The organism is Nocardia flavorosea, from assembly GCF_015477805.1.
GTDB lineage: Bacteria > Actinomycetota > Actinomycetes > Mycobacteriales > Mycobacteriaceae > Nocardia > Nocardia flavorosea_A.
The window spans coordinates 1,589,399-1,602,411 of sequence record NZ_JADLQL010000001.1; the positions used below are offsets into that span (position 1 = coordinate 1,589,399).

Here is a 13,013-nt window from a genome sequence, read left to right on the forward strand (position 1 = left end):
GAGCGGCGCGGCACAGCAGCATCGAGAAGATGATGAGGGAAGGAAACACCCGATGAGGATCAACCGAGCAATCCGCCTCGCGGTCGGGGCGGTCGCCGTGGCCGTGACCGCCGCTACCACCGCCGCCTGCGGTGGCGGCAGCGATAAGACCGCCCTGGAGAACGCCCAGGAGGGCAAGCTCACCATCGGCATCAAATACGACCAGCCCGGCCTGGGGTTGCGCAATACCGACGGCACCTACAGCGGCTTCGACGTCGAAGTAGCCAAGTACGTGGCTTCCAAACTCGGTGTCCAGCCGGACGCCATCACCTTCAAGGAAGCGCCCTCCGCGCAGCGCGAGACGCTGATCGAGAACGGCCAGGTCGATTTCGTGGTCGCCACCTACTCGATCACCGATGCCCGTAAGGAGAAGGTCGATTTCGCCGGCCCCTACTACGTGGCCGGGCAGAGCCTGCTGGTGCGCGCCGACAACAACGAGATCACCGGCCCGGAAAGCATCGCCGGGAAGACGGTGTGCTCGGTGACCGGTTCCACCCCGGCGCAGAACATCCAGAAGAAGTTCCCCGATACCCAGCTGCAGACCTACGACACCTACTCGCTGTGCCTGGAAGGCCTGAACAGCGGCGCAGTCGCGGCGATGACCACCGACGACATCATCCTGGCCGGTTACGCGTCGCAGGCCCCCGGCAAGTACAAGGTCGTCGGTGAGAAGTTCACCACCGAGAACTACGGGATCGGCCTGAAGAAGGGTGATAAGGAAACCCGCGACAAGATCAACGACGCGATCGAGGAGATGATCAGCTCGGGCGCCTGGGATGCCGCGTTCCAGGAGTCGGTCGGCAAGGCCGCCAGTTACGAAACCCCGGACGCACCGCAGGTGGACCGGTACTGATCACCGTATCGGCGGGCCGGGCCGGTAACGGCACGGCCCGCCGGTCCCGGCCCATCCCGCCGATCGGAGGCGCGCAACCACCGTGTTCGATTTGATCTCGGAGTACGACACCCAGCTGCTCGAGGCTTTCTGGATGACCATCAAGCTGACCGTGCTGTCCGCGGTCGGTTCGCTGGTACTGGGCACCCTCATAGCCGGTATGCGGGTTTCCCCCGTCCCGGTGGCCCGCTGGGTCGGCACCGCCTACGTGACCGTGTTCCGCAATACCCCGCTCACCCTCATCCTGGTGTTCTGCTCGCTGGGCCTGTACTCCACACTGGGCATGAACCTGGCTTCCGAAGGCCCGAACTCGCTGGCCGACAACAACTTCCGCTGGGCAGTCATCGGCCTGAGCGTGTACACGGCCGCTTTCGTCTGCGAATCGCTACGCGCCGGAATCAATACGGTGCCGCTGGGACAGTCGGAGGCGGGTCGGTCACTCGGCCTCAGCTTTCTGCAGAACCTGCGGATCATCGTGTTGCCCCAGGCGTTCCGGTCGGTGATCGCACCGCTGGGCAGTGTGTTCATCGCCCTCACCAAGAACACGACGGTCGCTTCGGCGATCAGTGTGGCCGAGGCATCATTCCTGATGAAGAACATGATCGAAACCGAGGCGGCGCTGATCACCATCGGCCTCATCTTCACCCTCGGCTTCGTGATCCTGACGCTGCCGGCCGGCCTGCTGTTCGGGCATCTGGCCAAACGATTCGAGGTGGCCCGATGAGCGCCAAGGCATCCGTTCTCTACGACGCCCCGGGCCCGATCGCCCGGATCCGCAATATTCTCTACTCGCTCGTCGTGCTGGCAGCGGTGCTGGCCGCGGGCTGGTACATCTACCGCGGTTTCGCGAACCAAGGTCAGTTCACGGCCGATAAATGGGAGCCGTTCCTCGACGGCGCGGTATGGAACACCTATATCCTGCCGGGCCTGGAGGGCACCGTGGTCGCCGCGGCGCTGTCGATCGTGTTCGCCCTCGTGCTCGGCATGATCTTCGGTATCGCCCGCCTCTCCGATCACCGGTGGCTGCGCTGGACCGCGGGCACGATCGTCGAGATCGCGCGCGCCATCCCGGTGCTGATCCTGATGATCTTCCTCTTCGCCCTGTACTCCGAATACGACGTCTTCGATTCCGAATATCTGGCGCTGGGCGCCGTGGTGACCGCGCTGACCGTCTACAACGGGTCGGTGATCGCCGAGATCGTCCGTGCCGGGATCCTCTCCCTGCCCAAAGGGCAGTCCGAGGCCGGGGTCGCGCTGGGCTTGCGCAAGGGACAGCTGATGCGGTTGATCCTGTTGCCGCAGGCCATCACCGCGATGCTGCCCGCGCTCGTTTCGCAGATGGTGGTGGCACTGAAGGATTCCGCGCTCGGTTATGTGATCACCTACGAGGAAGTCGTCCGCAGCGCCCAGCAACTCGGCGCCGCGGAATCGAATACCATCCCCGCGCTGATCGTCGTCGCGATCATCATGATCTTGCTGAACGTCCTGCTCTCCACCATCGCCACCCAGCTGGAGAAACGGCTCCGTTCCGGTCGCCGCAAACGCGGCGGCGCCGTGGTCGCGGCCGATACCGTGATCACCGATGCCGCCCCTGGGGTCGACATCACCAAGAAGGAACCGTGACGACGCGGCGATCGCCGCACCGAGAACCGCTCCGCCCGGCTCGTACCGCGCGGACAGCAACAATCGAGCGGACGTGGCAGCACGGACTTGCCGCACGAGGCGCGAAGGACAGCCCGCAACGGAAGTACAGTGCAGGCCGCACCTCGGGGTCCGGTTACGATGCCGTATCCGCCGGGGCGTCGTAGACGAGGGTGTATCGCCAGAACAGGCGACGCTGGATCCGGGCTCCCGGAAGTTCGCGCCCGGCGGCGGCCCGGATCTCCGCCAGGCTGTCCCGCGGCTCCGCGGTGGGCGCCCGCATATGCGCCGGCAGCGCGGTGGCGCGCGCGGGATGCTTGAGCATTCCCATAATCGGATTGAGGACAGCTGCGGGCAGCGCGGCGAGCACGTCCACCGGGCCCGCTGTGCGATAACAGCCGACGATCACAAGTCGCCCGCCCGGGAGCAGGCATTCGCGTAGTTCCCGCATGGCCGGGACCAGAGGCAGATGATGCAGGACAGCGACCAGGATTACCGCATCCCAGCGCCCAGTCCGATCGCGACCGGCGAAATCGGACCGCACGATTCGTACACCAGAATCACCGGCGAACCGGTCTGCTGCCGCGCGGGCCGAGGCGAGGTCGGGTTCGAGGCCGGTGATCCGGGGAACCCGGTCACGCAGCCGGGCGATGAGGTTTCCCGTTCCGCATCCGATATCCAGTACATCCCGGGCGCCGGAAGCCACCACCCGGCGTTCGACCCATCGGCCGTAATGATCATTGTGGCTCCACGGATGGCGACGGTTGAACCGGTCGAGTCGGGCCAGCAGCATGCCCGCATTATCCCGCCTGCCGAGGACGCCCGCCATCGACCGCGCGACCTACCGTGCCACGACACTCGACGACGCGACTGTCGCCACGGCCGTCGAGTTCCAGGAAACCACCGGCCACTACATCATCACCAGGCGTTGACCCGGCGATCGGCCGGTACCGAGCCGCAGTTGGTCAATCGAACGATGTATCGGGTTCATCGACACCACAATCCGCTCCGCGCGCCTCCCATTCGGCCTTGACCACCGAGTACGCCACGGAATGGCCGTAGCCGCGGCGGGCGAGCATCCCCACGAGCCGGCGGATGGCCTTCTCCTGGTCCAGCCCCGCGGGCAATGTCCGCAGTTTGCGGCGCACCAATTCGGTGGCTCGGACGTGTTCGTCATCGTCGGTGATGTCCGCGAGCGCGGCCGCCGTTTCGTCGGGCGCCACCCCTTTACGGCGCAACTCCTGGGCCAGCGCCTGCCGCCCTTTTCCGGAGAAGGTGTGCCGTTGCCGCACCCACTGCCGGGCGAATTCGGCATCGTCGACCAGCCCCACCTCGGCCAGCCGGTCCAGTGCCCGGCCGGTCACGTCCGCGGCGAACCCTTTGGCGGCCAGTCGCTGGGCGAGTTCGCCCCGGCTGCGGGCACGGACGGCGAGCAGCCGCAAACATGCTTCCTTGGCCTGTTCCAAGGATCCATCCGATGGGCTGCCACCGATACCCGATGGCCCCCCGGAATCTCCGGAATCGGGCGGGCGAGTCCGCTGCGGATCGGACTCGTCCACCCGATCTCCCCGGCCGGAGCCGGTGGACCGGCCGCCGGCTGCCAGGATCTCGTCCAGCCGGCGACGGACCTCCGCCACCGGATCGGACTGCTCCGAGCCACCGGACACGGCGCGCTGATTCATCGGGTCAGAAATCGGCCGGAGTCTCCTCCGTAGCGGTCACATCCGCACCGATACCCAGTTTTTCCTTGATCTTCTTCTCGACCTCGTCGCGGATATCGGTGTTGTCCAGCAGGAATTTCCGGGCGTTCTCTTTGCCCTGACCGAGCTGATCGCCCTCGTAGGTGTACCAGGAACCGGATTTACGGATGAACCCGTGCTCCACCCCCATATCGATCAGCGAACCCTCCTTCGAAATCCCGTGACCGTACAGGATGTCGAATTCGGCCTGTTTGAACGGCGGGCTCACCTTGTTCTTCACGACCTTCACCCGAGTCCGGTTGCCCACTGCATCGCTACCGTCCTTCAATGTTTCGATACGCCGGACATCCAGGCGAACCGACGCATAGAACTTCAACGCCTTGCCACCCGTCGTGGTTTCGGGGGAACCGAACATGACACCGATTTTCTCGCGCAGCTGGTTGATGAAGATCGCGGTGGTGCCGGAATTGTTCAGGGCGCTGGTCATCTTGCGCAGGGCCTGGCTCATCAGGCGGGCCTGCAGGCCGACATGGCTGTCACCCATTTCGCCTTCGATTTCGGCGCGGGGTACCAGCGCGGCGACCGAGTCGATGACGATGATATCGATCGCGCCGGAGCGGACCAGCATATCGGCGATTTCCAGGGCCTGTTCACCGGTATCGGGCTGGGAAACCAGCAGAGCATCGGTATCGACGCCGAGTTTGGCGGCGTAATCGGGATCGAGGGCGTGCTCTGCGTCGATGAAGGCGGCGACTCCGCCGAGGGCCTGCGCATTGGCGACGGCGTGCAGGGCGACGGTGGTCTTACCGGACGATTCCGGACCGTAGACCTCGACGATCCGGCCGCGCGGCAGCCCCCCGATACCCAGCGCGACATCCAAGGCGATGGAACCGGTCGGGATAACCGAGACGGGCTGACGGGCCTCCTCCCCGAGGCGCATCACCGCGCCCTTGCCGAAACTCTTCTCGACCTGTGCGAGCGCGAGCTCCAGCGCCTTGTCGCGGTCGTAGGCCTGTGGCGCCATCGTGACTCCCCTTTTCACCGGTTGGTTGGTAGGTAGGTGGTGTGGTTGGTGCCCACGGTAGAGGGCGGCACCGACAAGTTCCGGCGCTCAGCCTAGACGAACAGGTGTTCGAGTCAAGCTCTGGATCCGCGCGTCGCCGTTCAGCCCGCCACTGCCCGGTTCCTCATCCCGTCGGTACGGGGGCCACCTGTGGTGAACCACCGCGCGAAGTCGGCGCGGCATCACCGCAGCGCAGGACGAGCCGGCCACCGGGGGCCGTTTCACCACCGGGAGCGCGGAACATCGAATTCGGCGCACAGCGCGCGCCACACCTCGCGGGGGTCCACACCGGCTTCGATGGCGGCGGAGCCGGTCCGGCCGCCCAACGCGAGGATGACGTGATCGTTCAGCAGGGTGTCACCCCGGGTCTCGCCGAATTCGGTGTGCAAGAGTTCCTGGAATTCCGTCAACCGCACGGTGCCGAAGATACCTGTCCGCACGCCGCACGCCGCCCGCGGATCAGTACACCCCGCACCGGCGACGGTGACCACCGGCCCCATCCCGCACCCACGTATACGAATCAACCCACCGGAACACAAAGACGGTCCCCGTACCCTCGACGCGGTCGACGTCCCCGCCACCACCTACGACTTGCACGACGGCGGCGGATACCACCGGCGCTCACGAAACGACTCGCCGGACACTGCCGGCGCCGAAAATCTCCCGGCCTGCGACACACCGGGCCCCGCAGATCAACCCGCCCGAACGCCGCCCACCACCCGGCGACAGATATCCACCGGATCCGCGACATCACCGGCCCCCGCCGCGGCGGTGCCGGCCGCGGCGGCGAAACCGGGCTCGTCCAGGACCCGGCGGACCGCCGCGCGCACCGAGTCTGCGGTCAGGGGCCGGATCAGCAGCGAGCCCCCCTGGCGCGCCGCACGGTTGGCCAGTTCCCACTGATCTCCGCCGCCCGGAACCGTGACCACGGGCACTCCGGCGGACAAGGCTTTGGCCAGCAACCCATGCCCGCCGCCGCCGATCACCACCGACGACCGGGACAGCAGTTCGTCCTGGCGTCCCAGCCCGGCCCGCGCCCAGGACGGCAACTCGGCCGGCGGTTCGTCCAGCATGGAGATCGCCACCCGCACCCCGGCCCCGTCGAGCGCCGCCAGCACGGTGCCGACCATTCCGTCCACACCGGTATGTGCGGTGGACGGAGCGACCATCACCAGCGGCTCGTCGCCGGGCGGCGCTTCGAGGATCCGGTCGGTGGGCTCCCAGAACAGCGGCCCGACGAGATGGGCGTTCGCCGGCCAATCAGGACGCGGCACTTCGAGTGCGGGCAGTGTGGCGATCAACCGCGCGGCCGGTCCGGGGTCGGCGGCCGGTAGTCCTACCCCCGCCCGGGCCAGTTCACGTTGACGCGTACCGGTGCGCACTGCGCGAGCCGTGAATTTCCGCAGTACCGCATCGCGGGCACGACCACGCAATCCGGTACCCGGTGCAAGACCGCTGCCGATGGGCGGCAGCCCCTTCGACGGGAGGTAGAGCGGATGCGGGGAAAGCTCCACCCACGGGACCCGCAGCCGTTCGGCCGCCATTCCGCCGCCCGCCGTCAGCACATCCGATACGACCAGTTCGGGCAGCATGGCGCTGAGCTCGGGCAGGATCTCGGTCGAGATATAAGCCGCCCGTTGATGAATCCGCGCACCGGCATCGGCGTCGTCGTCCCCCGGCCGTGGGGCCAGCCCCTTCAGCCGGCGCACCCCGATCCCGGCTTCCCGCGCGGCATCGAACCACCGGGGACCGGTGAACAGTACCGGTTCGTCACCCGCTTCGAGAAAGCGCAGGCATATCGCGATAGCGGGAAACGCATGGCCCGGATCGGGACCGGCGACAACAGCTACTCGCATCCGCCCAGCCTGCCATGACCGGGCGCACCGCTGTGCGTGGGGTTCGAGGTCCCGCTATATCGTTCGGCCGGCGTGATCGGCGGATCCCGCCGGGCCGGCTCGCCCGTTCGAGGGTGCGGAGTGTTCCGGCCGACGCACCGAGTCCGATACCGCGCATCGGGCCGATGGAACACCGGTCGGCGGCATCCCGATCGAGGCCGGGCCACCACGTGGACCGAACTCAAAAGGTGAACAATTCGAAACCGACCGCTCGAGCGGCGGGAAAACCGGCGATAGGCCCCGTCGTCATCGCCACCACCGCCCGGGCCTGCTCGGCCACGGACTGCTCCGGATTCAGCACTTCGAGATAGCGCCGATGTTCCGCCAGCGACGCCTCGGCCGTATCGACAGTGGCGGTGACGTCCACCGCGTGGGTGGCTCCACCGGGAACCGCGACAGCCGCCCAACGCGCGTTCCATGGTGCCAGTTCGGCGATTTCGGGGAATATCCATTCGTTTCCCGCATCGGATATCGCGTCGAGTCCGGCGCGTCCCACCGCCCGGTGGTCGGCGCTGTTGACCAACCCCGGTGCCCAGGTCGGACCGAAATGCCCGAGGACGACGAGCTGCGGACGATGCCGCCGGATTGCGGCCGCCAGGTCGCGGCGTAGTTCCAGACTCGCTTCCAGGCGGCCGTCCGGGTGGCCGAGGAATTCGACGTCCGATACCCCGACGACGGCTGCCGAAGCCCGCTCCTCGGCTTCCCGGAGCGGACCGGACTGCACGGGCGGCAGACCGGCGATTCCCGCCTCACCCGAAGTGGCCAGCACGTATCGGACGTCCTTGCCCTGGCCGGTCCAGCGGGCTACAGCCGCCGCGACCCCGTATTCGATATCGTCGGGGTGCGCGACGATCACCAGTGCGCGCTGCCAGTCTTCGGGAAGCGGGGGAACCGTTGCCATACTTCCATCCTGGCCGATCCGGAGCGCGGATGCGGCGGGAACCGGACCACCACGGGGCACCACGATCGACGGCCGTTCAGACCTTGGTCACGGAATTGTCGTCCGATCCCGAGATCGCCTTGTACAGCAGATACAGTCCGAACACCACGGCGCTGATCACCAAGATCGGGAACAGCCCCTTGATCAGCGCGCCGATCACCGCCAGCGCGATCCAGACTACGGCGACCACGCCGATGATCTTCCACAGCATTTTTGCCTCCCAGCGATTGTCTCCTACGTCGAGGATGGCACCGCGGGAACGGGAAATCACCAGGTGAAAGGCAATATAGGGGGAAGATCAGGGTTGTCCCTGAGTGGGATCTCAGCCGTGGCCGGGATACCGCGCGGGTTCCCCGACGGGCGTGGGTACCCCCGGCGGGGCGGGCGGTAGCAGCGGTTCGGGGGCTCGGTCGGCGAGTTCGGTGAGCGCTTGGGCCCAGCCGTCCATCCGGTCGGCGGCCTGGCGGAGGTCGGTGACGATACCGTCGAATTCGTAGCGCAACGCGCCTGTTTCGTCCACGGCCAGGATTCGGGTGGCCGCGGCCACGACCTGCTCGTATTCGGTGACACCGGTATCGAGGCGCGCGACGATCGATTGCACGGTTTCGTTCAGACGGTGCAGATCGGCCGCATCGGTGAGCGGGGCCGCACCCCCGGCAAGGGTGCGTACGGCGCCCTCCATGGTGGCGATATCGGTGGCGAGCGCGGTCAGGGCGGCAGCACCGGAGGACGCGGTGGCCACCAGGTCGTCCAATTCGTCGGCGGGTAGCCGGCGGGTGCGCGCGATCTGGCCGGCCACATCGTGCAGGGCCCGTTCGGCGCGGGCCAGTCGCGATATCGCGGGGCGAGCCGCGGAGCGAGCAGACGGAAGTTTGCGCGGGACGTAACCCGCGAGCGGAAGCGGCGCGCGACGCAACTGCAAGTAACGCCGGGTGCTCAGTGCCGCGCCGGTGACCAGGGCAATGGCACCACCACCCACGACGAGCACTGCCCAGGCGGGCGCGGACAGGATGATCAGGCCGACCGTTCCGGCGGTGGTCAGGCCGGACGCGGTACTCAGGCCGATACTGCGGCGCCGAGCCCGCCGGCGGCGGCGGAGTTCACGTTCCCGTGGGTCCGCCCAGCGCCGGACGGCCACGAGCGCGTTCTCCCCGGCCGTCCGGAGGGACTCGGCTACGGAGACGGCCTGCTGTGAGAGATCCGGGCGGGCAGGGTCGAACCCCGGGGCCCCGGCGGGGTACCGGCCTCGATCAGACTTCATATGCTGTCCTCGCCGAACTCTCGTCCCGCTACTGCTGAGCGGTCTGGCCTTTGTTCATCTGTGGTTGGGGCTGGGCGGGCTCGGCGGCGGACTTGCCCTGGTCGAGCGCGGGGTTGGCACCGCCCGCGGGCAGCGCGTCGCCCCGCATGGAGGCCCGGATCTGTTCCAGGCGGCTGTGGCCCGCCATCTGGATGCTGGCCTGCTGGACCTCGGCCATCCGGCCCTGGACGCTGTTCTGGGCGAGTTCGGCCGATCCGAGAGCGTTGGCATAGCGGCGTTCGATCTTGTCGCGCACCGCGTCGAGGCTGGGAACGCTGCCGGGGGCGGACAGGGTGCTGTCCATCTGCTGCAGCGAGGCGCTGACCTGCTCCTGCATTTTGGCCTGTTCGAGCTGGCTGAGCAGTTTGGTGCGCTCGGCGACCTTCTGCTGCAGCAGCATCGCGTTCTGCTCGACCGCCTTCTTGGCCTGCGCGGCGGCCTGCAGCGACTGATCGTGCAACACCTTCAGGTCTTCGACCGACTGTTCCGCGGTGACCAGCTGGGCGGCGAATGCCTCGGCGGCGTTGGTGTACTGGATCGCCTTCTCGGTATCCCCGGCGGCATTGGCCTGATCCGCCAGGGAGACCGCCTGCCGGGCGTTGGCGTTGAGCTTTTCCACCTCGTCGAGCTGGCGGTTCAGCTTCATCTCGAGCTGCCGCTGGTTTCCGATCACCGAGGCGGCCTGCTGGGACAGGGCCTGGTGCTGGCGTTGCGCTTCTTCGATAGCCTGCTGAATCTGGACCTTCGGATCCGCGTGCTCCTCGATCTTGGAGTCGAAGAGGGCCATCAGATACTTCCAGGCCTTCGTGAACGGATTAGCCATCGGTTGATCCCGCCTCCATCTACTGTGCCGCCTGGGCGACTCGCCAGTGCGCGACCGTCACGCACTTATCGGTACCTATCCTCCACCATGCGGCGCCCGGTACCGGATACCGAAAAGCGCCGCGTCACGCCGCGGGCGGCCCGCGGACGCCTCCTACGAATCTATCTGTTCCAGTGCATTACTCGCATTGTCACGATCGGATATACCGGGGCTATGGCCGGTTCAGGCCGCTTCGACCAGGACCAGCGGGCCGTTCGTGGGAGCCGGGATGACGATCCGGGTATCGCCGTCGACCTGCGGCCGGGCGGATGCCGCCGGCATCGACGCGGTGGCACCGGCCGGGGCGGGCTCGGGTGCGGCCGGCTCGGCAGCCGGCTCGACGGCGGCCGGTTCGGCGGCATCCCGTCCGGGCGTGGCGGCCACGGGAAGCTCTTCGCCGGCGATGGTCGTGCTCACATCCCACAGCACCCGGGCGAGCGGTACATCGAGTGCTTCGCAGATCGCCGCCAGCAGTTCGCTGGAAGCCTCCTTACGTCCCCGTTCCACTTCGGACAGGTAGCCCAGGCTCACCCGCGCCGAGGTGGATACTTCGCGCAGGGTCCGGCTCTGGGCGAGGCGCGCACGCCGCAGACTGTCCCCGATCGCTTCTCGCAGCAGCGTCATCGAGTTCTCCTTCTCCCGGTCGGCTCGTCGCCTCTGATGCCGCAGCCCACGGCACGCACGCGGTTCTCTTCTGCACAACGTCGGAACCGGCCCCGGAGGTTCCCGGGCCGGACGCGGGACCGCTCACCGGGTGGGTGAGGCGCCCCGCACGCACCGCAGCAGTTCCGCTACCGCGGCGCGAGTCGCTGTGAACCTGATATTCCACCGGTCGCCGGTCAGTTTCAACCGCACGACCTCGGTATGCCCCGGCCCGGCGAGACCGAGATAGACGGTGCCGACCTCGATTCCGTTCTGCGGATCGGGTCCGGCGACTCCGGTCAGTGCTATTCCCCAGTCGGCGGCACATCTGGTGCGGGCGCCGACCGCGAGCTGTTCGGCGGTGCACGCCGCCACCGGACCTTCACCCGCCAGCACCTGTTCGTCGACCCCGGCCAGGTGATGTTTGAGATCGGTGGCGTACACCACCAGCCCACCACGCAGCACCGCGCTGGCCCCGGGCACCCCCGCGATCGTGGCGGCGACCAGGCCCGCGGTGAGCGATTCGGCGGTCGCGACCGTGTGGCCGCTGTCGCGCAACGCGGCGACGAGTTCCGCGGCGGCGGTATCCCGGGTGAGCGGGTCGGTCGTGGTCATCGGCGGCTACGGTGCGGTCCGGCCAGCCACAGCCGCACGGCCTGGCCGACGTAGTCCAATCCCGTCACCACCGTGAGCAACAACGCGATCCACATCAGCACCATTCCCGCGGTCGCGAAACCGCCGGCCAGCGGCAACAACAGGACACCGATCGCCAGCGACTGGACCAGGGTTTTGAGTTTGCCGCCGCGACCGGCCGGTATGACACCGCGTCGCACCACCGCCAGCCGCAACAGCGTGATCCCGATTTCGCGGGCACAGATGACGGCGGTCATCCACCACGCCAGATCGCCGAGCACGGACAGTCCGATCAATGCCGAGCCGATGAGGGCCTTGTCGGCGATGGGGTCGGCCAGTTTGCCGAAATCGGTGACCAGACCGTACTTGCGGGCCAGTTGACCGTCGAAACGGTCGGTGATCGCAGCGAGCGCGAACAGCACGGTCGCGGTGATCCGCCATCCCGTGTGGTGACCGTCGCCGGCGAACAGGGCCAGCACGAACAACGGAACCAGCGCGATGCGCGCCATGGTGAGGATATTCGCGATGTTCAGCAGCGGAACCGCCGATTCGGCGGGTGCCGCGGCGCGCTCGCCACGTGGCGGCGCGGCGGCAGAAAGCCGCCGATCCATCTCCTCCGGATGCACGCTCATAGCCGTCCCCGCGCGTGTGTGCCCCATCGGTCCTGCGCCACCGCGCAGGTTCGTCCTCGTGCCGCCGCCCGTGCGCGCCCGTGCGCCGCCGCGCGAGCCGGTCGCCGCACCGGCGCGCCGGGAGACGGGCGCGAGGACGAGCGAGCGGGTGGAGTCTGCGGCACACACTCAGACTATCGGTACGGCTGCCGACTACTGTGCACCCCATGACCTCACGGGGACCCCTGGGCAGCGCGACCGGCGATGCGCCCGGTACGCAGACCGCCTCCGTGCGGGTGCGTCGCGCTCGCACATCCGATGTCCCGGCGATCAAATCGCTCGTCGATGTGTACGCGGGCCGGATCCTGCTGGAGAAGAACCTCGTCAACCTGTACGAATCCGTGCAGGAGTTCTGGGTCGCCGAACTCGGGGATCGCGTGGTGGGGTGCGGGGCGCTGCATGTCCTGTGGGCGGATCTGGGTGAGGTGCGCACGGTGGCGGTACTGCCCGATGTGAAGGGGCACGGTGTGGGCAAACTCATCGTGGACCAGCTCATCGGAGTGGCTCGCGAACTAGAGTTGAGCCGGTTGTTCGTGCTCACGTTCGAGGTCGAATTCTTCGCCCGGCACGGGTTCGCCGAAATCGACGGCACCCCGGTCACCGCGGAGGTCTACGCGGAGATGTGCCGGTCCTACGACACCGGTGTCGCGGAGTTCCTGGATCTCAGTTATGTGAAACCGAACACGCTCGGCAACACCCGGATGCTGCGCACGCTCTGAGGTAGGCCCGGATGAC

General features: G+C 67.5%; 17 protein-coding genes. 5 read left to right on the forward strand and 12 right to left on the reverse strand.

The features are described from left to right. Positions 1–52 precede the first annotated feature (52 nt). The 3 genes from IU448_RS07095 (at position 53) to IU448_RS07105 (ending at position 2,554) form a co-directional block, all read left to right on the forward strand. Positions 53–892, forward strand: coding sequence for a glutamate ABC transporter substrate-binding protein (locus IU448_RS07095; RefSeq protein ID WP_195054619.1), 840 nt, complete (start codon positions 53–55; stop codon positions 890–892). Between the two features lie 82 nt (positions 893–974). Beyond that, entirely contained in the window at positions 975–1,655 is a 681-nt protein-coding gene (locus tag IU448_RS07100) for an amino acid ABC transporter permease (protein WP_195054620.1), read from the forward strand. Continuing rightward, a complete protein-coding gene (locus tag IU448_RS07105; protein WP_195054621.1) occupies positions 1,652–2,554 on the forward strand; it encodes an amino acid ABC transporter permease in 903 nt (300 codons plus the stop codon). Before IU448_RS07100 ends, IU448_RS07105 begins: the two co-directional genes overlap by 4 nt. 154 nt (positions 2,555–2,708) lie before the next feature. Here IU448_RS07105 and IU448_RS07110 read toward each other — a convergent pair whose 3' ends face one another. Further along, positions 2,709–3,365 (reverse strand): class I SAM-dependent methyltransferase, encoded by a 657-nt coding sequence (locus IU448_RS07110; RefSeq protein ID WP_195054622.1) that lies wholly within the window; start codon positions 3,363–3,365, stop codon positions 2,709–2,711. Here IU448_RS07110 and IU448_RS07115 point away from each other — a divergent pair. Then, entirely contained in the window at positions 3,364–3,504 is a 141-nt protein-coding gene (locus IU448_RS07115; RefSeq protein WP_195054623.1) for a hypothetical protein, read from the forward strand. The genes IU448_RS07110 and IU448_RS07115 overlap by 2 nt on opposite strands. A gap of 33 nt (positions 3,505–3,537) precedes the next feature. Here IU448_RS07115 and recX read toward each other — a convergent pair whose 3' ends face one another. From recX to pgsA, 11 genes are all read right to left on the reverse strand, one after another. Further along, on the reverse strand, positions 3,538–4,131 hold the full coding sequence (gene recX, locus IU448_RS07120) for a recombination regulator RecX (protein ID WP_416382975.1): 594 nt from the start codon (positions 4,129–4,131) through the stop codon (positions 3,538–3,540). A gap of 127 nt (positions 4,132–4,258) precedes the next feature. Then, complete coding sequence (recA, locus tag IU448_RS07125) at positions 4,259–5,296, reverse strand: recombinase RecA (protein WP_195055088.1); 1,038 nt, start codon at positions 5,294–5,296, stop codon at positions 4,259–4,261. A gap of 260 nt (positions 5,297–5,556) precedes the next feature. Next, a complete protein-coding gene (locus IU448_RS07130; RefSeq protein WP_195054625.1) occupies positions 5,557–5,751 on the reverse strand; it encodes a DUF3046 domain-containing protein in 195 nt (64 codons plus the stop codon). A 276-nt stretch (positions 5,752–6,027) separates the two neighbouring features. Beyond that, the gene (locus IU448_RS07135; RefSeq protein WP_195054626.1) at positions 6,028–7,191 is read right to left on the reverse strand and encodes a glycosyltransferase; all 1,164 of its coding nucleotides are present in this window, start codon (positions 7,189–7,191) and stop codon (positions 6,028–6,030) included. Between the two features lie 220 nt (positions 7,192–7,411). After that, complete coding sequence (locus IU448_RS07140) at positions 7,412–8,131, reverse strand: PIG-L deacetylase family protein (RefSeq protein WP_195054627.1); 720 nt, start codon at positions 8,129–8,131, stop codon at positions 7,412–7,414. 76 nt (positions 8,132–8,207) lie between these two features. Continuing rightward, entirely contained in the window at positions 8,208–8,441 is a 234-nt protein-coding gene (locus tag IU448_RS07145; protein WP_195055146.1) for a hypothetical protein, read from the reverse strand. Between the two features lie 51 nt (positions 8,442–8,492). Continuing rightward, positions 8,493–9,431, reverse strand: coding sequence for a phage shock envelope stress response protein PspM (gene pspM / locus IU448_RS07150; RefSeq protein WP_195054628.1), 939 nt, complete (start codon positions 9,429–9,431; stop codon positions 8,493–8,495). A 28-nt stretch (positions 9,432–9,459) separates the two neighbouring features. Beyond that, positions 9,460–10,293, reverse strand: coding sequence for a phage shock protein PspA (gene pspA / locus IU448_RS07155; RefSeq protein WP_195054629.1), 834 nt, complete (start codon positions 10,291–10,293; stop codon positions 9,460–9,462). Between the two features lie 222 nt (positions 10,294–10,515). Then, the gene (locus IU448_RS07160; RefSeq protein WP_195054630.1) at positions 10,516–10,956 is read right to left on the reverse strand and encodes a helix-turn-helix domain-containing protein; all 441 of its coding nucleotides are present in this window, start codon (positions 10,954–10,956) and stop codon (positions 10,516–10,518) included. Positions 10,957–11,079: 123 nt separating this feature from the next. Beyond that, positions 11,080–11,589, reverse strand: a complete 510-nt coding sequence (locus IU448_RS07165; protein WP_195054631.1) for a CinA family protein — start codon at positions 11,587–11,589, stop codon at positions 11,080–11,082. Beyond that, positions 11,586–12,218 carry a CDP-diacylglycerol--glycerol-3-phosphate 3-phosphatidyltransferase gene (pgsA, locus tag IU448_RS07170; protein WP_228812433.1) on the reverse strand — a complete coding sequence of 211 codons (633 nt, stop codon included), beginning with the start codon at positions 12,216–12,218 and terminating at the stop codon, positions 11,586–11,588. Before pgsA ends, IU448_RS07165 begins: the two co-directional genes overlap by 4 nt. A 227-nt stretch (positions 12,219–12,445) precedes the next feature. Between pgsA and IU448_RS07175 the strand changes: the two genes are divergently transcribed. Continuing rightward, a complete protein-coding gene (locus tag IU448_RS07175) occupies positions 12,446–12,997 on the forward strand; it encodes an amino-acid N-acetyltransferase (protein ID WP_195054633.1) in 552 nt (183 codons plus the stop codon). Positions 12,998–13,013: the final 16 nt, after the last annotated feature.